The organism is Pseudarthrobacter sp. MDT1-22 (assembly GCF_054511035.1).
In genome coordinates this window covers 25,315-45,666 of the sequence record NZ_JBTNDK010000006.1, presented here as the reverse complement: position 1 = coordinate 45,666, position 20,352 = coordinate 25,315, and the positions used below count along the sequence as shown (strand labels likewise).

Here is a 20,352-nt window from a genome sequence, read left to right as displayed (position 1 = left end):
GAGGGGAGTTAGACCGTCTCGCCCTTGGGGGCGGCGACGAAGAGGCTGACGATGAACGCTGCGGCCGTAATGGCCGCCGAGATCCAGAGGGCGGTGGTGTACCCGGCGGCGGTGGCCTGGGCGGCGAAGGGTGCCACGAGAACGACGCCGAGGCTCGCCCCGATGCCGAAGGAGGCACCGTTGATGCTGGGCAGGGCAGCCGGGGCTTCCTTGGGTGAGAGCAGCACCGAGAGCCCGTTGATGGCGGTGAGGAAGAAGCCGTTGTAGAAGATGCCCAGGGCCGCAACGGCGATCAGCACCGCGATCTGGTTGTCCGAGAACATGGCGGCTGCGATAGCGCACGCCAGGCTCAGTCCGGTGCCGGCGCGGAGGGTTTTGATCCAGCCGCGCCGGTCGGCGAGCCAGCCGGCGAGGGGTGCGGCGAAGACGCCGATCAGGGCGGCCGGGGTGAGGAACAGCAGCGCGGAAACTGATGCGGTCAGCCCGAAGCCGGCACCGGCGTCCTGGCTGAGGAGCACCACGGTGAAGTTGATGATGGCGAAGATGCCGGCGAGGGTCAGGACGGTTGTGGCGATGACCGGCCAGACTTGGCGGGAGCGCAGGTGGTGGACTGCGATGAGAGGGTTGGTGCGCCGTTTCTCGATGCTCCAGAAGGCGGCGAAGGACGCGATGGTGGCGGCGAGCAGTGCCAGGGTGCTGGGCGCTGTCCAGCCGGCGGCGGATCCGCCGGAGACGAAGTAGGTGATGAACACAAGGAACACGGAGAGGGATCCGGCGCCCCACCAGTCCATGGCGCCGCGCACGCCCCGCGGCCGTCCGGCTGGGACGATCTTGATGATGCAGGCGGCGGCGATGGCGGTGAGGACCAGCACGACCACGAAGATGGAGCGGAAGCCGAGGGTCTCGGCCATGAGCCCGCCCACGTAGCCGTCCACGCCCCCCACTCCGCCGTTGATGGCGGCAATGATGCCCACGGAGGTGCCGAAGACCTTCGCCTGTAGATTCTCGCTGAGCACAATGTAGGCGAGCGCGAACACGGCGCTGGAGACGCCCTGCAGGAACCGGCCGGTGACGAGCAGGGGCAGCGTGGGGGCGGCGATGCAGAGGATGGTGCCGGCGCCCATGATGCCGAGGACCAGGAGCAGGGCGGCGCGGCGGCCGATGAAGTCGCTCCAGCGGCCGATCACGGGCCCGGCGATGGCGCCGGCCAGGAAGAACATGGACTGGACAGGCGCGGCACTGTCGGCGCTCTGGCCGAAGCTCGCGGCGATCTGCGGCAGCGCGGGGGTGACCATGCGGGCGTTGAGCTGGAAGGACAGCACGCCCAGCAGCAGGGTGGAGATCAGCAGGGCGGCGCGGCGGCCGGCGAAGGCGGGCTGTTCCGCGCTGACCGGCGGGGAGGCGGCAACCGGGGTTGGGGTGTTCACATCAAACTCCTTTGTTGGAGCTGGATCGTCCGGAATGGCGATTCGAGTTGTTATACAACCATGTATGACCCACAAGTACAACCATGCCGTACACTATTTCCTAAACCGGCCGCTTCCGGCTTCCCCTCGAGAGAGACTTCCCATGAGCAATCGACTTCCTGCCGTCACCGTCGTCGGCAGCATCAACCTGGACCTGATCGCCACCGCCGAGAGACTTCCCACCGCCGGCGAAACCATCGGCGGGGCGGTGCTCTCCGAACAGCCGGGCGGCAAGGGCGCCAACCAGGCCGCAGCAGCAGCCCGCTTGGGCGGGAGCGCCCGCATGGTCGGCGCCGTGGGCAGCGACGCCCAGGGGCAGCGGATGCTGGACGCGCTGGCGAGCGCCGGCGTCGACACCTCTGACGTGGCCGTCCTGCCGGACACGACCGGGACGGCACTGATTGTGGTGGACCGCGACGGCGAGAACCAGATTGTCGTCTGCCCGGGCGCCAACTCCAGCCTCTCCCTGGAGGGTGTGGAGTTCGGCCCCGATGAGACGGTGTTGTGCCAGCTGGAGGTGGGCCTGCCCGTGGTACTGGAGGCCGCCAGGCGGTCCGCCGGGTACTTTGTGCTGAACGCCGCACCAGCGATGGACTTGCCGGCCGAGCTGCTGGAACGCTGCGACCTGGTCATCGTCAACGAGAGCGAGTACGCCCTGATCCCCGCCCTCGCCCAGGCGAAGCTGGTGGCCGTGACGTACGGCAAGGACGGCTCCGCGATGTTCGAACACGGGCGGAAGGTGGCCGAAGCGCCTTCAGCTTCAGTGACGGTGGCGAACACGGTGGGCGCCGGCGACGCGTTCTGTGCTGCCCTGGTCTTGTCCCTGCGACAGGGGCTGGATTACACCCATGCCTTGGCCGTGGCCAACGCTGTGGGAGCGGACGCCGTGGGCCATCCCTCCTCCCAGCCGGATTTGGCACAGCTGGGCCACTATGTTGAGCGGACCGCAGTAACCGACGGCGCGCGGTGAGCGTCGCTTTCAGGCGGGCGGCGCCGTCGGACTTTCCGGAGGTCCGGCGCATCACGCGCGATGCCTACCTGCGGGCAGGGCACTTCTCCGCGGACCATCCGTACATGAGCGTGCTGGAGGATGTGGAGCACCGCGCCGAGCATGCGCAGGTGTGGGTGGCGGAGGCGGCCGGTCGGGTGGTGGCGGCGGTGACGCTGACGTTTGCCGGCCAGCCGTACAGCGAGATCGCCGCCGACGGGGAGCTGGAGTTCCGGATGCTGGCCGTTGATCCTGCGGTTCAGGGCGGCGGGATTGGTCGCGTTGTAGTCCGAAGGGTCATTGAACACGCGCAGTCGCTGCCCGCAATCAGGGCGATCAGCATTACGAGCGCGACGTTTATGGGACGGGCACATGCTCTTTACGAATCCCTGGGTTTCCAGAGGGTTCCGAAGCGCGACTGGTACGTGCCCGGCGAGGACGTCCTTCTCTGGGTATTCCGCCTGGAGCTGCAACGATAGTTGCCCGCCGCTTGAGCCTGCCGATCAGGGCAATTCCCCCCGGCCCCGCCGTCCGACCGGTCAGGAACCCCAGGACCCTCTCTCACTTCCCGCACGTTTTTGGGCAACCCTCTCTCACGTTCTGGGGAGGAGCTGCGGCCGTATGCCAGGGGTGGACAAGGTGATGTCCGCAAAGGAACTGTTTATGGCTGCAGAACACGGGTCCAGCCAGTTCGACAAGAAGTTCCGGGTCGGCGACCTCGCCGGCGACCCGCCTCAAGGAATTCATGCGGATCCTTCTGTGCCTGGCAACCGGCTCTTGACCGCCACACCGGCCCGGTCCAGCATAGGAAGACACACTGGCGGTCTCCAGAGAGATGGCGGTTGACGATGGCCCGGGGAAATTTCGACGACCGATTCTGGGCAGGGCAATTCCCCAGATGGGCTGGCGCCGCAGCGATGCTCGGCGGCGTGCTGTGCGTCTTGGCCGCATTCCTACACAATCTGGAACCGATCGGCTGCATCGGCTTGGAATGCGAGACAAGAGCCATGCGTACATCAACCGGGTTTGTCCCTTTGGCAGCCTCTGCCGCGTCCCTTCTCATACTGGTTGGCGTTGCCGGTATGACACTCCTTGCACGGCGATCCGGCCAGTACCTCAAGCTTGCGAACGCTGGCCTGATTACGGCCGCAGTTGGGTTCATCCTGCTGTTTACGGGCGCGCTGATCCAGACGGCATTCTTCGCCGGCGACTTCCCAGGGATGCCCTATTTTGTCATCCCCGGGCTGCTGGCTGTCATCGCAGGCCTCCTGATGATCGGGGTCTTCATTCTCCGTTCAGGTGTTCTTCCACGATGGCTCGGGATCTTCTTCGTGGTCAGCACTGTCGCTCTGCTGGCAGCCAACGAACAAACACCTGCTGTCCTACTCGCCATACCTTTTGGGCTCGCCATGGTGGCGGCCGGCTACTACATGTGGGCAGGGGCGGCAGCTATGCAGCCGCCCCTGCCAGAAGCTGCTGGATAGCCCAACAAACTTCATCCAAACGAGTCCCCGATCGGTAGGCGACGACGAGATTCGATGCGCGCTGAGGGATCCCCGGTTCAGCCCCGCGTCGTCGCCCCGCCACAGGAGGGCCACGAGCACGTCAGAGATGGTCACGGACGATGTAGCTGGACGATGTCCGCAACGAGGGTTCGGGGGGCCGTAGCCTCAAAATACTCCTGATCCAATCGAGGGTCCGGACGCTAAAATAGACCATGTTGGTCTTCCCAGCCATCGGACTACTGCTCTGGATTGCCTTCCTTCTTGTCGTGCTGGTCCTGGCCAGCATTCTCTGGGTCCTGTCCAGCCTGGTGCTCTGGATTACCGGCCTGAAGCCCCGGGCCGGTCAGAAGAAAGTTACCAGCGCCAGACGGGACCCACGCCGGGTCCAACGCCCCATCCCGGACCCGGCTCCGACCCGGGCAGCACCCCCGGTTCGAGACCGGGCACTGCGGCCCGCACCCGCCCCGGCCTCGCCCGACATCTGGCCCAAATGGACTCCTGCCCACAGGCGCTACGTCGATGAGGAGTTGGCCCTTTGGCAGGAGCAGTTCGACGCGCTGAACTCCAGGAACTAGAAACTGCTCCAAATCGACAGGTCTTGTCACGCAGTTAACCACGCATTCACGCCGCCCTTACACACTGTTCAACCGGCCGCAATACGGTCGAAGCCATGGACAACATTTCGCGCAGATCCCTCCTTTCCGCCGGCCTCGGGGCCGGGCTCGTCGTCGCCTGGCCGGGTGCCGCCGTCGCCGTTTCAACAGCGGACGACGCCGGCCTCCGCACCGATCCGTTCCTGCTGGGCATTGCCTCCGGCGAGCCGTGGCCGGACGGCTTCGTGATCTGGACCCGGCTGGCGCTGGACCCGATCGCCGAAGACGGCCTGGGCGGCATGCCTTCCCGCAACGTCGCGGTGGCGTGGGAAGTGGCTGAAGACGCCGGCATGCGCACCGTAGTAGCCCGCGGCGTCGAGGATGCCCGGATCGAAACCGCGCACTCGGTGCACGTCGAACTCAAGGGCCTCCGGCCGGGGCGCGAATACTTCTACCGCTTCCGCACCGGCCGGCACGTCAGCGTAGTGGGCCGCACCCTCACCAGCCCGGCGCCGCACGAGACGCCGGCGGCGCTGGCCATGGCGTTTGCCAGCTGCTCGCAGTACGAGCACGGCTACTTCACCGCCTACTCGCGGCTGGCCCAGGACCACCCGGACCTGGTGCTGCACCTGGGTGACTACATCTACGAGTACAAGAAGGACAGCTACGTGATCGGCGGCGGCAACCCGCGCGACCACCAGGGCCCCGAGACCACCACCCTGCAGGGCTACCGCCAGCGCCACGCGCAGTACAAGTCCGACGCCGACCTGCAGGCCGCGCACGCGATCGCACCGTGGCTGGTGGTGTGGGATGACCACGAGGTGGACAACAACTGGGCGGACGAGATCCCCGAGAACAAGGACGCCAACCAGCTCAACGACACCACCGAGCGGTTCCGGCAGCGACGCTCCGCCGCGTTCCAGGCGTACTACGAGAACATGCCGCTGCGCGCGTCCTCCGTGCCGGCCGGGTTCGACATGAAAATCTACCGCACCATCCAGTGGGGCCAGCTGGCCAACTTCCACATGATGGACACCCGCCAGTACCGCGACGACCAGCTCGCCGGGGACGGCTGGAAGAAGAACGTCACCGAACGCCTCGCCGAGAACCGCACCATCACCGGCGCCGAGCAGGAGAAGTGGCTGCTGGACGGCTTCAAGAACTCCACCCAGCGCTGGGACGTCCTGGGCCAGCAAGTGTTCTTCGCCGAAAAGGACAGGAACGCCGCACCCGAGATCGACGACGTCTCCATGGACGGGTGGGACGGCTACGCCGCCTCCCGCCGCCGCATCACCCAGGGCTGGGTGGACGCGAACGTCCGCAACGCCGTGGTCCTCACCGGCGACGTCCACCGCAACTGGGCCAACGACATCAAGGTCGACTACAAGGACCCCGCATCCCCCGTGGTCGGCTCGGAACTGGTCTGCACGTCCATCACCTCCACCGGCAACGGCACCGGCTCCACAGTCGACCCGGTCCAGGCCTGGAACCCGCACCTGAAGTTCTACAACGACAACCGCGGCTACGTGAACACGAAGATCACCAAGGACGCCCTCACGGCCGACTTCCGGGTCCTGGACCACGTCACGACGCCGGGATCCCCCGTCAGCACGAAGGCCTCCTTCGCCATCCAGGACGGAGTCCCGGGGCTCCAGTAGGGCATGTCGACTGTTTGCGGTTGAGCCTTTCGGCCCTGCGGTGGGGCTCATCGTCCAGGCCCCACCGCAGTCAAGCTCTCAGCCTGACCGTCAACGAATGTAGGTGACAGCTCCACCGAGGCCCCTAGGTAATTACTGCAAGTTTGATTGTGCTCTAACGAACTCCTCTGTGAATCGCAGTACGGCCACACTTCCAGGGTCGCGGTGTCCCACGCTGCGTTCCCCCTGCCACGCGGCCCGGCCCCGCCGCGATTGAAGCTGCGTGGTTCGGTCCACTGCAGAGCGTGCTGCTTCGACGACCTTTTCACCCGCGATCGGTCCCAGCAGCAGCGCGTTCGTGATCGGCAGCAGCACGTCGACGAGGGTCTTGTCTCCCGGCTCTGCACCCCCGCGTTCCATAATTCGATCGGTGAAGGCCCGGACCACGTTGGCTATCTCGTCTGGAACGAGGTCATCTGCCGTACCGAATTCGTCGAGTGTTCCGAGCAGGCCCGCACCAACGAGGGCCGCAAACGTTGAAGGATTCGCGGACGCAAAGGCCGCAGCGGCAAAACGAACAACGCTCGCTGCGTCGGCGTCTTCAGGCAGGGCCCGTAGGGAACCCACAACGGACTCGCTCCCGGCGGCGACTGTGATGCCCAGGTCACCGTCGCCGAGCACGGCGTCGAGCTCGCGCAACTCGTCCTTGTGGCTGAGCATCGCGGGCAGCGCGGCGAGCAGGACTTCCCGCAGCCGGCTGGGCCTTCCCGTGCGCCGCACCGACGCCATGTTCCCCGGCCTGTCCAGGTCCACCAGCTCCGGGCGTTCCGCCGTTGTTCCCGTTGGCTCAACCGTCCCCTGCCGGAAGAACGGCGAGGATGCGGGGGCGGCGATGAGCCGCTCAAGCTCGTCGTCGAGTTCCATGATGGAGACGGAGGCGCCGGCCATCTCCAGGCTGGTCACGTATTCCCCGATGTAGCGGTGGGCGATCGTAACTCTCCTGTCCCCGAGGACTTCGGCGAGCCGGCGGTAGATGACGTAAAGCTCTTCGAGCGGCGTCGCTCCCAGCCCGTTGACAAGTACCGCCACCCGCCTCCCCGGCGTCAGCTTGAGTTCCTTGTCGAATTCGGCGACGAACCGGTCGGTGATGGCATCGGCACTCTCGATCGGGCCGCGGTGCGTCCCCTGCTCGCCGTGGATTCCGACGCCGATCTCCATGTCGCCGTCGTCCAGGCTGAAAGTAGCCTCTCCCGCCGCCGGAAGGATCGTGGGCGAGAGTCCGACTCCCATCGTCCGGGTGGCGTCCGCGGCTTTCTGTGCCACCCGTGCCACTTCGGCCAGTGGTGCCAGTTCGTCGGCAATGGCACCTGCGGCTTTGTACACCAGGACGAGGCCAGCGACACCCCGCCGTGTGGCTGCCGACTCCGCGGGGGCGGAGAGGATATCGTCGGCGCCCAACACGGTTTCGACCTGGATTCCCTCGGCGCGGCAGAGTTCCGCCGCGAGGTCGAAGTTGTAGACGTCTCCCCCGTAGTTGCCGTACAGGTAGAGCAGCCCGGCACCGCCGGATACCGCGCGGGATGCCGCGTGGATGTGCGCCGCTGACGGTGAGGAAAAGACGTTTCCGACGGCGACGGCTGAACAAAGGCCGCGGCCGACGTATCCGAGGAAGAACGGAAGGTGGCCCGAGCCGCCGCCGGTCACGATCCCCACCCGGCCGACCATCGGCGAGTCCGCGCGGACCAGCGTACGGTTGTCGGTCGTGGCGGGGCGCACTTCCCCTGGATGCGCGGCGAAGATCCCTTGCATGACCTCATCGACGAACGAATGCGGATCGTTGATGATCTTCCGCATGTTCAGACCGCTCCGAGCACGGCGGCCTTGGCGAGATCGCCGGCAGGGGCTTCAGCGATGACTGCTGCGAGTTCCCGGATGCGGGCCGCATCCGGTTCATCCACCGGAGCGACGGCTGACCGGACGGGGCTGGCGCCGAAGCCACGGGCTGCGATGCCGGCTTTGAGGTGCGTCAGGCTTCCGCCGCGCACCGCTGCCACGGCCGCCACCACGTCCGCCTGGCGGAGCTGAACCTCGTCGGCATCTCCGGAAACCAGGGCGTCGCGGAGCGCGACGAACGGTTCCGGGTATGCCGAGGACACTCCGGAGACGATGCCGTGGCCGCCGGCCCCGATGAGGGCTGCGAAGGAGACGTCGTTGCCCGAAAAGACGGTGAATTCTTCCGGCCGTGCCCGCAGGAACCCGGCCACGCTCTCGTCCGTCTCACCGCTGAGCTTTACGCCGGCCACGCCACGGCTGGAGAGCTCCGCAAGCACGGAGTGACGTGACTGGGTCGATGTCCTTGCTTCAAAAAGGTAAGCGAAGACGTCGGCACCGGGGGTTGCCGCCACCAGCTGGGAATAGTAGTCCAGCACCTGGGCCTCGGGGGCAGGCTGGAAATACGGCGTGATGGCAGCCATTTTCGTTGCACCGTGGGCCACGGCGCGTCTGGCCAGTTCCACCGCTTGGCGTGTTCCCGCGGCACCGACGTGGATGTACACCCTGTCTGCCGGGAAGACCTGGAGGGCGATGTCGAGGATTTTGATGCGCTCGTCGTCGGTGAGTGTCGGGAACTCACCGGATGTGCCCGCGGGGAACAGCGCGTCCACGCCCTTTTCGCGGAGCCATTCCAGGTGCCGGCGGATTTCGGCCTCGGCGAGGGCTCCGTCCGCTGAGAAGAGGGTGGGGGTGGCGGTAATGACGAGGGGGGAGGTCGGCGGGGTCATGAGATGGTTGTCTCTTTCTGTTCAAGCGGCTGGTCGGTAGGGTTCGAGCTGGTGGAGGCCGCGCGGCGCACTGCGCGGCGGGCGCGCAGGCGGTCGATGACGGGCGGCAGGGTGACAGCCGCGAGGCTGATCAGGAGGATGGTCACCGCGATCGGGCTGCCGAGAATGTTCTCGGGTCCGCCGATCTCCAGTGCCCGGCGGAGGTTGCCTTCGGCGAGCTTGCCGAGGATGAGTCCCAGGACGACAGGACCGGCGGGGAATCCGTGGCGCCGCATGAAGAGTCCGACGACGCCGAAGATGAGCATCACCACCACATCAATGACGCTGTTGTTGACGGCGAACGTCCCCACCATGCAGAAGACAATGATGACGGTCCACAGGTAATGCGGTTTCAGTTCCAGGAGCTTGGTGACCCCGCGGAGGCGCAGGAGGCTGAGGCCCAGCGTGAGGACGGTGGCAACCGCGAGGATGCCGGCGATGCTCCAGACGAGGTCCGGTTGTGACGTGAACAGGGCCGGTCCGGGCTGGATGCCCCAGACGATCAGGGACCCGAGGACCACTGCCATGACGGAGTCGCCGGGAATTCCGAGTGCCAGTGTTGTGGCAACCGACGGCCCGATGCCCGCGTTTGATGCTGTGTCGCCCGCGGTGAGTCCTTCGATCGATCCTTTCCCGAACTCTTCCGGGTGCTTTGACGCCTTCTTGGCGGCGGCCCAGCTCATGATGCCGGCGATGTCGCCGCCGGCTGCCGGCATTGCACCAACGACGGCGCCGATGCCGGTTCCGATGCCCAGTGGCTTGACCATCCGCTTCATTTCGGAGCGGTTGGGCCACCAGCGGCCAAAGTTGGAGATCGGCGTGTGCTTTTCGGCCCGGTAGGACAGCATCTGGTCCAGGATGTCGGCGATCCCGAACAGGCCGATGATCACGGCAATGAACGGAATCCCGTCGCTGAGTTCCAGGACACCGAATGTGAACCGTTCGGTTCCCGTGATCGGATCGCGCCCGACGGAAGCCAGTGCCAGTCCTACAGCGCCGGCGATAAGGCCCTTGCCGATCTTGCCGCCGGAGACGCCGACCATCATGGTCAGTCCGAAGACGACCAGTGCAAAAGTCTCCGCCGGTCCGAACTCGAGCGCCAGCCGGGAAATCGGTATCGCCGCGACGACCAGGAGGATAAGCCCGAGGAAGGTGCCGATCGCCGAGGCAAACGCGGAAACGGTCAGGGCAACCCCGGCAAGCCCCTTCTTGGCCATCGGATAGCCGTCGAATGTCGTGCAGATCGACGCCGGGGTGCCGGGGGTGTTGATCAGGATCGCCGGCACCCGGTCACCGAAGTTCGCGGCCACGTAGATGGTGAGCAGGACGGCGAGGCCCGGGATCGGATCCATGCTGAGGGTGAAGGCGCTGGCCAGGGCCACTGCCATTGTGGCGGTGAGCCCCGGGAAGGTGCCGACGAGCATGCCGGCGAGCGCGCCGATCAGGATACAGAGGAGGACGGTGGGGTCGGCGATCTGACCCAGGCCTTCGGCGAGCGCGTTCATAGCGGAACTTTCAGCAGCAGGACAAACAGGGCGTACAGCACGAGGGAGACGAGGAACGGGAAGAGAAGCAGCGCCCTCCACCCGCGGCCTCCGATGATGTAGGACAGTCCGGCAACGAGCCCGAACGTGGCAACCCGGAAGTCCAGGAAGTACCAAAGCACTCCGTAGCCGAAGGCGGCGGCGATGACCGCGGCGACGCGGATCATGCCGAGCCTGGTCGGCGTCGTCAGCTCATCCCCGGACTTGCCGTCGGATATCTGGTCTTTGACTGCCACACCGATGGACAGCAGGCAGATGATCGCGCCAAGAATTCCAGGCCACCAACGGGGGCTCAGCCCCGTGGCGATATCCGGCTCTTTGACGTACTGCGTGAGCAGCAGCAACAGGCCTCCGACGGCCAGGGAGGCAAGCGGACCAACCAACTGGTAGGCACGTCCGACATGCCTTTCCGGTGCAGTCCCTGTCCCTGCGGTCTGGTCACTAGACACTGTGGATTTCCTCCGCTACTTGGCGAAGAGGGTGGAAAAGCGCTTGGCCTCGGCGTCATAGAAAGCCTGGAAGGCCTCAGGTGCCTCGTAGACGGGAAGGTTTCCGGATTTCTTAATGACCGAGACGAAGCTTTCGGACTCGGCAGCGGCCTTCACGGCGGCCGCGAGCTCATCGCGGACGTCGTCGGGGAGTCCGGCGGGTGTGCCCACGGCTCCCCAGCCGCCGATCGAGACGTCCGTGCCAAGTTCCTTGGCGGTAGCCACGCCGGGCAGGGCTGCGGATGCCTTGTCGTTGAGGATCGCGAGGACACGTAGGCGGCCGTCGGCAGCGGCAACAGAGGTTTCGGAGACGCCGGCTGCGACGGCATCGACCTGGCCGGCGATCGCCGCGTTCACGGCCGGGGCGCCGCCGTCGAACGGAACCGGCTTGAGCTCCACCCCTGCGGTCTTGTTGAGTGCTTTGGTCGCTGCCTGCCAGATGGAGCCCGCACCGGAGTTGGCCACGGTGATGGTTCCCGGCTTAGCCTTGGCGGCGTCGATCAGGTCCTGCAGGGTTTTGTAGGGGCTGTTGGCGGGGACGGCGATGGTCGCCGGGACGGACACGATCTGGCCGAGCAGGTCATAGCGTGCCGGGTCGATGTCGTAGCCCTGGTAGCCGAGCATGACGGTCTCGACCGGGAGGTATCCGATGGTGTAGCCGTCGGCGGGACGCGCCGAGAGGTACGTCAGGCCCACTGAGCCGGCCCCGCCAACACGGTTTTCCACCACGATCGACTGGCCGAGCTTCTTCTCCATCTCTGCGGCCAGGGTGCGGGCGGACAGGTCGGAAGCGCCGCCGGCCTGGTAGGGCACCACCATGGTGATGGACTTCGAGGGGAAATCACCGCTCTGGGCGGCCTCGCCGCCGCGGTTGGCGCAGCCGGCAAGGGCGACGGCGGCGATGGCGGCAGCTGCCGCGGCGGGCACGATCCGACGGAATCGGGTACGGGTGTTGTGATTCATGGGGCAGAGCTCACTTCCTTGTGAATGAATAAAGCAGGGAAAAACAGTCAGCTTCCGACGTACACCTTGCGGAGCCGAAGCCGGGAGCTGTCCAGGTGGTCGGCAAGCTCCTCAAGTGCGGCCTCGTCCTTTCCGGTGCGGATAAGGTCCGCGAGGACTTCATGGGCATGCAGGGCTGTCTGGAGACGGTCGTGCTCGAGGTTCACCACGAGCAGCAGGTTCTCGATGGTGGGCTGGTACTTCGACCACACGTCGGCGAGCCTGCGGTGGTGCGAGGCAATTCCGAACGAGCTGTGGAACTGCATGTCGGCCAGGGTGAACTCAGCCGGATCTTCGGCGGCGACGGCGGCGCGCATGCGCTCGATCGCGTTCTTCAGGAGCGCATCCAGCTCCGCGCGCCGCTCGACGATGGCCGTTTGCAGGCCAAGGCGTTCCAGCGATGCCCGCAGCGTGAACAGCTCGTCGATGTCGCCTGCAGTCAGTTCGACGACGGCGGCCGAGCGGCCGCGGGATTCAACAAGTCCCTCCTCCGTCAGCGTCCGGATGGCCTCACGGATGGGGCCGCGGCTGACCTGGAACACGTCGGCTAGCTTGGACTCGACGAGCAGGGAACCCGCAGGCAGTTCTTGGGTGATGATCTGCCTGCGAAGGACGTCCACCACCTGGTCGCCCAGGAAGTTTGCTCGCTGTACGAGGAGGGGCTGCGTCATTGGATCCTCATTTGTTTACTGTTTACCGTTTACGGTTTACCGTTAGCAGTAGACTACATGATCTTGCTCACAGGGCAACCCTCAATCCAAAAAAGGACAGCAATGAGCTCACGCGTCGCAGTAATCGGATCCATCAACGCCGACCTGACAGTCGGTGTCGAACGCCATCCGCGCCCTGGCGAAACAGTGCTCGGCAGCGGCGGGGAACTTGCGCCCGGCGGCAAGGGCGGCAACCAGGCTCTCGCTGCAGCGCGCCAGGGAGCGGAAACTGTCATGATCGGCGCCGTGGGCAGCGACCCGCACGCGGACATCGCCACCCGGCTGCTCCGCCAGGAAGGCGTGGACCTCAGCCACGTGAGCGTCGTCCCCGGGCCTACGGGCCTGGCCATCGTTGCCGTCGATCCGGGCGGGGAAAACAACATCATTGTGGTCCCCGGCGCCAATGCCCGCCTCACCCCAGGCCACATCGCGGCTGCAGAGGACACCCTCGCTGCCTGCGCGGTGGCGGTCATCCAGGGGGAGATCCCGGCTGAAACCATCGAGTTCGCCTCCGAGAGCCTTGGCAGGCTGGGCGTCCGGCAGGTCCTCAACCTTGCCCCCGTGCTGGACCTTCCGCCGTCAGTGCTTGGACGGTCCGATCCTTTGGTTGTCAACGAACACGAGGCGGCACAGATCCTCGCCGAAGCCGGAGGCAGGGCTGTCTCCCTCACCACGACGGATGCAGCCTACGGCCAGGAACTCGCGGGAGCGCTCGTCGAAAGCGGGATCAGGTCAGTGGTGGTCACACTGGGATCTGCCGGCGCGGTTTTGGCCACCAGCGAACTCAGCATTCACATTGACGCGCCCAAGGTCGAAGCGGCGGACACCACCGGGGCAGGTGACGCCTTCGTGGGTGCCCTGGCCGCGTGCCTGGCGCGGGGCAGCGACCTGCAGAGTGCCTGCGCACAGGCAGTCCGCGTTGCCGCCTTCTCGGTCCGGGGGCACGGAGCGCAGGACTCCTATCCGGCAGCAAGCGAAGCGCTCCCCCGCTGACCCGGCGTGTTCGAGAGAGAGCAACAGCTGACGACGCCACTCAGTACACGGGGTGCTCAAGGGCCTCCGCCGGTGACGCGAAACTCCGGACCTGGTCCTGCACCTGGGTGACTACATCTATGAGTACAAGGAGGACAGCTACGTGATCGGCGGCGGCAACCCGTGCGGCAGCGGCACGCGCAGTAGAAGTCCGACGTCGACCTGCGGGCAGCACACGCGATCGCGCCGTGGCTGCTGGTGTGGGATGACCACAAGGTGGACAACAACTGGGCAGACGGGATCCCGGAAAACCGGGACGCCAACCAGCTGAACGACACCACCGAGCGTTCCGGCAGAGCGGGACCGCCGCGTTCCAGGCATACTACGAGAACATGCCAGCAGGTATTCTTCGCCGAAAAGGACCGCAACAAGGCCCCGGAGATCGACGACGTCTCCATGGACGGGTGGGACGGCTACGCCTCCCGCCGCCGCATCACCCAGGGCTGGGTGGACGCGAACGTGCGCAACGCAGTGGTCCTCACCGGCGACGTCCACCGCAACTGGGCCAACGACCTCAAGGTCGACTACAAGGATCCGGCCTCCCCCGTAGTGGGCTCGGAACTGGTGTGCACGTCCATCACCTCCACCGGCAACGGCACCGGCTCAACGGTGGATCCCGTGATGGCCTGGAACCCGCACCTGAAGTTCTACAACGACAACCGCGGCTACGTGAACACCCGCACGATGACGGCCGACTTCCGGGTCCTGGACCACGTCACGACGCCGGGCTCCCCCGTCAGCACGAAGGCCTCCTTCGCCATCCAGGACGGAGTCCCGGGACTGGTCGGTGGTTAAGCCCGTCGAAACCCCCGGCCGGGGCGCACACCGGCTGCACGGTCCGCTGTGCGGCTGTTGGAAGGCTAGGGCTGGACAACATTCACGAGTTCTGACCGTCTTCCGGTCTGCAGGTCCTCGGTCAGGACCAGCGCACCGACCTCGGGGCAGTGATATTTGTGCTCCCGGGAATTCTTTTCAAGCGGCGTCCAGTCATAAACCTTGATGCAGCCGGTGTAGGTGCGGGTTTTCGTGGAGACGGTCTCGCCGGTAGCGACGGTGTCCCGCATGTCCTCTGCATGACCAACGTAAAATTCCTGCCTATAGGAATCGCCGATGCGCTGCTCGGCCTTCATCCAGATGCCGGCTTTTGCGCCATCTTTTCCGTGCACAAAGCTGCCGGAATGGTCCAGCAACATCCCGTACCAATAGTTGTTCACGTCCTCGCCGAAGTACCACACGTCACCGTTCTTGTGCTGTGCCAGGTAATCCCGGGTTTCCTCTACGAGCTGCCCGTTCTTGTATTCCTTGTCCAGGTAGATGACCGTCTCAACGCCCTCTATGGTCTTGGTCTCCTGCAGGATTTCGATTTCAATCCTCTCGGTGACGCGTCCTTGCTCGGTCGTTTCGTAAGTCATTTTTTTGCCGACGGGGAGGGCGAAATATTGATTGGTAATTTTGGTGGTGAAATCGGCCGGGTTGATCTGCGGATCGTACTCCGCGGCCCTGCTCCTTTTTGTGTTGTCGAAGACAAAAAGTGCCGCCCCGCCAACAACAAGCAACAGGACGACGAGAGCAAAGAATATTTTGGATCGTTGATTCATGACCTATCCCACTCCTTCTGAGTAGAAATTCCTGTAGGGGGTCAGAGCACCCTTGCTTGCCCATGGCCATAGGAGAAAGGTATTGCAGTCCGTCGTGAACCTGAACCCCTTAGGAATAGGGGGCACCGTGGGGCGGTAGGATGTGCCGCATGACTCAGGACGAGGTACGCGGCAGGATCGAGGCCTTCGCAGCCGATTTCCACACGAGCTGGCAGCGGTCAGGCAAATCGCCGGGCATGTTCGCTTTCGACCCTGGGGTGTTCGAAGCCTGGGCCGCCGAGTTGGCGGACCTGGTCGCGACCCACTGCACCCCGGGAGTCCGCACCGGCCAGGAAGGTGCGTTGTCTTCCAGTCCCGCGCACCACCCGTCCGCCGAGCAGATCACCGACGTCGAGGTCGACGAGGACACGGCGACGGTCCGCTCGGTCATCCAAACGGCGGGGAACACCACCTTCTACTACGAGTACCAGCTGCAGCGAGGCGATGACGGCTGGCGGATTTCCCATCTCTCGACCTTCCTCGACCCGCCCGGCACACCGTTGATCGATCCGGCGCGGGCCGAGGCACTCTTGCAGAGTGCAGCACCCGATGCCGCCCTGCCCGACCTACCAGCCCAGCTGGAGCTCGACATACCGGGATTGTTTACGGCGGGCCGGGTGGTCGCACCGTTCGGCGAACCGACGCCGCTCGAGGTCCTTCACCTCGGCAAGCTCACTTGTGCCTCCGGGGTGCTCACGGTCTTGGACTTGGGTTCGGTTGACGCGCACTTCGTCCCCTTGGCGCGGCGGATCATGCCGGGGACGTACGCCGTCGAAGTCGCCACGGCGGCGGAAATGACGGTCGCAGTACGGCTGCTGCTGTCCGAGGCGCCGGCGGTCAGCTGGCACCCCGCCGAATTCACCGACGGCGCGCACGGGGTAGGGGTCGACGCCGGAAACGTCGCCATCCTCGACGTCGGGTCGCTGGTGGGGTGCCAAGCCCAGCGCGTCGAGGCGATGTTTCAAGAGCACGTTGAACGGCTCATGGAAACACCGGGCACAATGTTCGGCCTCGCCGGCGAGGTAGTGGATGCGGTCATGGTCTCGAGCGGGTACGGTGACGGGACCTACCCGTGCTACTGGGGTTTGGCCGCCGACGGCAGCCTCACCTCGCTCGTTGTCGATTTCCGGGTGCTCGCAGAGAACATCCTCCGCACTAGCCGCGTGCCGTTCCAACCCGGCCCCGTCAGCACTCCGGAACTCGCCGGTCACGAACTGCAGATCACCGCGGATGACGGGTCGTTCGTCGTCAGCAGCAGGGGTGAGGACATCACCGGCCTCCGGGTGCTGGCACCGGACGGCGCGCTCCTTGTGGACGGAGACCATCTGGGCACCTTCGTCACGGGAGGCATCTCCAGCAGGACGTGGAAACCGGACGCACCTCCCCCGCCCGGCTCCGTTCTCGAGGTCACCGAGTACCTCGGGTACCGACACATCTGAGGGTTATCGGATGAAGTCAGTGCTCACTCGTTTCAGATCCTTCCGGAGCGTGGCCGCAACCGCCGCAGCCCTTCTGGCGGTCTCCGCCGCGGGTTGCACCAGCGCTCCGGAGCCGCCTGATGTTCGGATCGCTGCTGTCGGTGACATGAACGGCGTCGAGGCCTATGCGCCTGATAGCCCTTCCGGTCGGAACGGTGCGGCGATCACCCGGCTCGTGCAGAACAACGAGATTGACGCGTTCCTAGGGCTCGGGGACTTCCAGTACGACACCGCGTATTGCGCGGACTACGTGAACTACTGGACGCGGCTGTGGGGTGGCACGAAGGCCAAGTTGTACTGGGTGTCCGCCCCCAACCACGACTGGCAACCCGGCCGCAACGAAGACCTCGACAAGTTCATGAATGGCCAATGCCCGGGGTCTCCGGCGAAGGCTGCGATCAACCAGGAGCGTGGGTTCATCGGGAACGGGGAACCGTACTCGAAGGACTTCGGGAACTGGCACTTCGCGTTCCTGTCGTCGGCGCAATGGCGGTACAACCCCACGCAGGCTCGGGCGTTGACGACGTGGCTGGACAACGACCTCGCTGCTGCTAGGGCGGCGGGTAAGCACCTGGCAGTTGCATACCACGAACCGTACTTCACATCGAACACGACCCAACATGAGCGGGCCGCTGACCACAAGCCATGGATCGACGTGATGTGGAAGCACCGGGTCCGTCTGACCCTGTCAGGGTCACAGCACAACTACGAACGGTCATGTCCGGTGAACAACGCTGACCAGTGCGTCAGTGACGGGATGACAGCGTTCCAGGTTTCCACGGGAGGTGTCGATCTCCGCTCCTTCACTAGCAGTCCGTCGTACATCGTGAAGCGGTTCAGCGACACCCACGGGTTCCTTCGGATGACACTCCGAGACGACGGGTCTTTCGACTGGAACTTCGTTCCAACGTCGGGGTCGGACACAGACGCAGGTACGCGTTCCGCACCGTAGCGACGGCTTCTGCTCTCCACCCTCGCCTCTCTCGCCGCGGAGGTGGGCGGTGCTGTGCGCCGGACCGCCAGATAATCCGGTCTTGGGTCCTGAACCAAGAGCGGGTAGTCCGGGCTGAAAGACGGGTAGCGCCTGCGAGAAAACGAGTACAGGGAAGCCCCTCGCCACGCTGGTTGGCCTCCTGACCCGTGCATACACTGACCAGACGCCTGCCGCGACGCCTGACAAAAATCGAAGGGAACCGGTACTGGCACTTTTACGACCGTGGTGATAGGGCGCCCGTTGCCTCCTTCACGGCCACCCCCACATCCGGCACCGCGCCGCTGGACGTAGCCTTCACCGATACTCCACCGACTCGCCGACGTCGTGGTCCTGGGCCTTCGGCGACGGCGGTACATCGACCGCGCAGAACCCAGCCCACACCTACACCGCCGCCGGAACCTACACCGCAACCCTGACCGCCACCAACGACACCGGCTCAAGTTCGACCACCTCGACCATCACGGTCAGCCCGGCACCGCCCCTCGGTGCGCCCACGTTGGACGCACCCTCCGTCGTCAACCTTGCCAACGTCGCGGCCGTACCCGTCTCCGGCACCGCCGAGCCCGCAGACACCGTGAGTGTCACAGCGTCCGACGGCGCGGGCCATGCCGTGAGCGGAACGGCCACGGCCAACTCGACGGGAGCCTGGTCCCTTCCGACACTCAACCTCTCGAGCCTCAACGACGGCACCGTGACCCTGACCGCCACCGCGACCGATACGGCAGGCAACGTCAGCCCCGCGACGACAGCAACAGTCCCCAAGGACACCGCGCCCACGTTGGACGCACCCTCCGTCGTCAACGTTGCCAACGTCGCGACCGTGACCGTCAGCGGCAGCGCCGAGCCCGGCACGACCGTCACGCTCAACTTCACGGACCCCGACGCCGTTCACACCCTCACCGCAACCGCGACCGCGGACGGAACCGGGAATTGGTCCACGACGGCACTGAACCTGACGAGCCTGAGCGACGGCACCGTGACCCTGACCGCCACCGCGACCGATACGGCGGGCAACGTCAGCCCCGCGACGACGGCAACGGTCCCCAAGGACACCGCGCCCCCCGCCGCGCCCACGTTGGACGCACCCTCCGTCGTCAACCTTGCCAACGTCGCGGCCGTGACGGTCAGCGGCAGCGCCGAGGTCGGCGCGACCGTCTCGCTCAACATCACGGACGCCAATGCCGTTCACACCCTCACCGCAACCGCGACCGATACGGCGGGCAACGTCAGCCCGGCGACGACGGCAACGGTTCCCAAGGACACCGCGCCCCCCGCCGCGCCGACACTGACGGCCCCGACCACAGTCACCACCGCGACCGCCACGACCGTGACGGTCAGCGGCAGCGCCGAGGTCGGCGCGACCGTCTCGCTCAACATCACGGACGCCAATGCCGTTCACACCCTCACCGCAACCGCGACCGCGGACGGAACCGGGTATTGGTCCACGACAGCACTGAACCTGACGAGCCTGAGCGACGGACAGCTCACATACACCGCAACTGCGACCGATACGGCGGGCAACACCGGCGCGTCCGCAGCGCAGACCGGAACAAAGAAGACGACCGCAACGGCACCGCAGTTCACCAGCATGCCGTCCCAGATCACGGGCGACACGTTGACCGCTGTGCCATTCGCGGGGACCTCCGATCCGGGGGCAGCCGTGGCGCTCACGGCCACCGATTCGGGGAATTACAGCCTATCGGCCACGGCAACGGCGAACGGCTCGGGAAACTGGTCCTCGACGATGAACCTGAGCCAACTCAACTCGGGCATGGTCACGTTCTCGGCCCAGGCCACGGACGTCTACGGCAACATCAGCACGGTGACGACGACGACGAGCCGCATCGGCCCGAGGGTCGTGTCCGTCACGCTCCAGAACGGCGGAACCGCCGATAAAGCGGACACCAACGACAAGGTCGTGGTCGTGTTCAACGAGCCGATGAGCCCGAGCTCGTTCTGCAGCACCTGGACGAGCAGCACGGGGCCGTGGACCCACGGTAGCAACAGCGTCAGCGTGCTGGTCAGCCGCAACACCTCTGCCCCCTACGACGCCCTGACCCTCTCGGCGGGCTGCACGCAGAACAACTTCGGCACCGTCAACCTGGGCGCCAGCTACACCACGAGTAGCGGCGGAAACCTCACCTTCAAGGGGACCGGCTCGCGCGGGGCGTCCTCCGTCTCGCTGAGCGCGGACGGCAAGACCCTCACGATCACACTCGGAACCTTGAAGAGCGGAACCCCCGCCACGGGCGTCATCGCCGGCATTCCCTCATACCAGGGGACAGCGACCGGACAATCGGGCATGGCGACGGACACGAGCGGAGTCCCGCTCGGACGCAATCCCTCCGACTCCGGGACGGCGTCGCGCTTCTGATCCTCGAATCGCGCGGTTCGATGGGGCGGATGCAGGGCCGGCCAGCCTGCCCACCCCTGCGCACATGCAGATCACCCTGCGTGCG

The 20,352-nt window shown here is 65.7% G+C and carries 17 protein-coding genes and 2 pseudogenes; 11 read left to right on the top strand and 8 right to left on the bottom strand.

Features of this window, described 5'->3' with window-relative positions; genetic code table 11:
• Window positions 1–8: 8 nt before the first annotated feature.
• Window positions 9–1,427 carry an MFS transporter gene (locus ACX80M_RS06705; RefSeq protein WP_252607754.1) on the bottom strand — a complete coding sequence of 473 codons (1,419 nt, stop codon included), beginning with the start codon at window positions 1,425–1,427 and terminating at the stop codon, window positions 9–11.
• 142 nt (window positions 1,428–1,569) lie between these two features.
• On the opposite strand from ACX80M_RS06705, the gene ACX80M_RS06700 reads away from it, so the two are divergent.
• From ACX80M_RS06700 to ACX80M_RS06680, 5 genes are all read left to right on the top strand, one after another.
• Window positions 1,570–2,436 (top strand): ribokinase, encoded by an 867-nt coding sequence (locus ACX80M_RS06700; protein WP_252601290.1) that lies wholly within the window; start codon window positions 1,570–1,572, stop codon window positions 2,434–2,436.
• Window positions 2,433–2,933, top strand: coding sequence for a GNAT family N-acetyltransferase (locus tag ACX80M_RS06695; protein ID WP_252601292.1), 501 nt, complete (start codon window positions 2,433–2,435; stop codon window positions 2,931–2,933). Before ACX80M_RS06700 ends, ACX80M_RS06695 begins: the two co-directional genes overlap by 4 nt.
• Window positions 2,934–3,536: 603 nt before the next feature.
• Window positions 3,537–3,938 carry a hypothetical protein gene (locus tag ACX80M_RS06690; RefSeq protein WP_252601318.1) on the top strand — a complete coding sequence of 134 codons (402 nt, stop codon included), beginning with the start codon at window positions 3,537–3,539 and terminating at the stop codon, window positions 3,936–3,938.
• A 233-nt stretch (window positions 3,939–4,171) separates the two neighbouring features.
• Window positions 4,172–4,534 carry a hypothetical protein gene (locus ACX80M_RS06685; RefSeq protein ID WP_252601320.1) on the top strand — a complete coding sequence of 121 codons (363 nt, stop codon included), beginning with the start codon at window positions 4,172–4,174 and terminating at the stop codon, window positions 4,532–4,534.
• 95 nt (window positions 4,535–4,629) lie between these two features.
• Window positions 4,630–6,210, top strand: a complete 1,581-nt coding sequence (locus ACX80M_RS06680; RefSeq protein ID WP_459309291.1) for an alkaline phosphatase D family protein — start codon at window positions 4,630–4,632, stop codon at window positions 6,208–6,210.
• A gap of 132 nt (window positions 6,211–6,342) precedes the next feature.
• Here the strand turns inward: ACX80M_RS06680 and ACX80M_RS06675 are convergent, their stop codons facing one another.
• From ACX80M_RS06675 to ACX80M_RS06650, 6 genes are read right to left on the bottom strand one after another with little or no spacing between them, the layout of a single operon-like run.
• Window positions 6,343–8,043, bottom strand: coding sequence for a dihydroxyacetone kinase family protein (locus ACX80M_RS06675; RefSeq protein ID WP_459309290.1), 1,701 nt, complete (start codon window positions 8,041–8,043; stop codon window positions 6,343–6,345).
• 2 nt (window positions 8,044–8,045) lie between these two features.
• Entirely contained in the window at window positions 8,046–8,969 is a 924-nt protein-coding gene (locus ACX80M_RS06670; protein ID WP_252607746.1) for a dihydrodipicolinate synthase family protein, read from the bottom strand.
• The gene (locus ACX80M_RS06665) at window positions 8,966–10,513 is read right to left on the bottom strand and encodes a tripartite tricarboxylate transporter permease (protein ID WP_252607745.1); all 1,548 of its coding nucleotides are present in this window, start codon (window positions 10,511–10,513) and stop codon (window positions 8,966–8,968) included. Before ACX80M_RS06665 ends, ACX80M_RS06670 begins: the two co-directional genes overlap by 4 nt.
• A complete protein-coding gene (locus tag ACX80M_RS06660; protein ID WP_252607744.1) occupies window positions 10,510–11,001 on the bottom strand; it encodes a tripartite tricarboxylate transporter TctB family protein in 492 nt (163 codons plus the stop codon). The genes ACX80M_RS06665 and ACX80M_RS06660 overlap by 4 nt, the downstream gene beginning before the upstream one ends.
• Window positions 11,002–11,016: 15 nt before the next feature.
• The gene (locus ACX80M_RS06655) at window positions 11,017–12,003 is read right to left on the bottom strand and encodes a tripartite tricarboxylate transporter substrate binding protein (RefSeq protein WP_252607743.1); all 987 of its coding nucleotides are present in this window, start codon (window positions 12,001–12,003) and stop codon (window positions 11,017–11,019) included.
• Between the two features lie 47 nt (window positions 12,004–12,050).
• Window positions 12,051–12,713, bottom strand: coding sequence for a GntR family transcriptional regulator (locus ACX80M_RS06650; RefSeq protein ID WP_252607742.1), 663 nt, complete (start codon window positions 12,711–12,713; stop codon window positions 12,051–12,053).
• A 102-nt stretch (window positions 12,714–12,815) separates the two neighbouring features.
• On the opposite strand from ACX80M_RS06650, the gene ACX80M_RS06645 reads away from it, so the two are divergent.
• Window positions 12,816–13,745, top strand: coding sequence for a ribokinase (locus ACX80M_RS06645; protein ID WP_252607741.1), 930 nt, complete (start codon window positions 12,816–12,818; stop codon window positions 13,743–13,745).
• Between the two features lie 85 nt (window positions 13,746–13,830).
• Window positions 13,831–14,579, top strand: a pseudogene (locus tag ACX80M_RS06640) (alkaline phosphatase D family protein); the annotation flags it as partial.
• A gap of 65 nt (window positions 14,580–14,644) precedes the next feature.
• On the opposite strand, the gene ACX80M_RS06635 reads toward ACX80M_RS06640, so the two are convergent.
• Window positions 14,645–15,382, bottom strand: coding sequence for a hypothetical protein (locus ACX80M_RS06635; RefSeq protein WP_252601326.1), 738 nt, complete (start codon window positions 15,380–15,382; stop codon window positions 14,645–14,647).
• A 149-nt stretch (window positions 15,383–15,531) separates the two neighbouring features.
• On the opposite strand from ACX80M_RS06635, the gene ACX80M_RS06630 reads away from it, so the two are divergent.
• The 4 genes and pseudogenes from ACX80M_RS06630 (at window position 15,532) to ACX80M_RS06615 (ending at window position 20,267) form a co-directional block, all read left to right on the top strand.
• Window positions 15,532–16,860, top strand: a complete 1,329-nt coding sequence (locus ACX80M_RS06630) for a DUF4241 domain-containing protein (RefSeq protein ID WP_252607740.1) — start codon at window positions 15,532–15,534, stop codon at window positions 16,858–16,860.
• A gap of 49 nt (window positions 16,861–16,909) precedes the next feature.
• Window positions 16,910–17,851, top strand: coding sequence for a metallophosphoesterase family protein (locus ACX80M_RS06625; RefSeq protein WP_252607739.1), 942 nt, complete (start codon window positions 16,910–16,912; stop codon window positions 17,849–17,851).
• A gap of 307 nt (window positions 17,852–18,158) precedes the next feature.
• Window positions 18,159–18,299: pseudogene (locus ACX80M_RS06620) on the top strand (PKD domain-containing protein); the annotation flags it as partial.
• 90 nt (window positions 18,300–18,389) lie between these two features.
• The gene (locus ACX80M_RS06615) at window positions 18,390–20,267 is read left to right on the top strand and encodes an Ig-like domain-containing protein (RefSeq protein WP_459309289.1); all 1,878 of its coding nucleotides are present in this window, start codon (window positions 18,390–18,392) and stop codon (window positions 20,265–20,267) included.
• Window positions 20,268–20,352 lie beyond the last annotated feature (85 nt).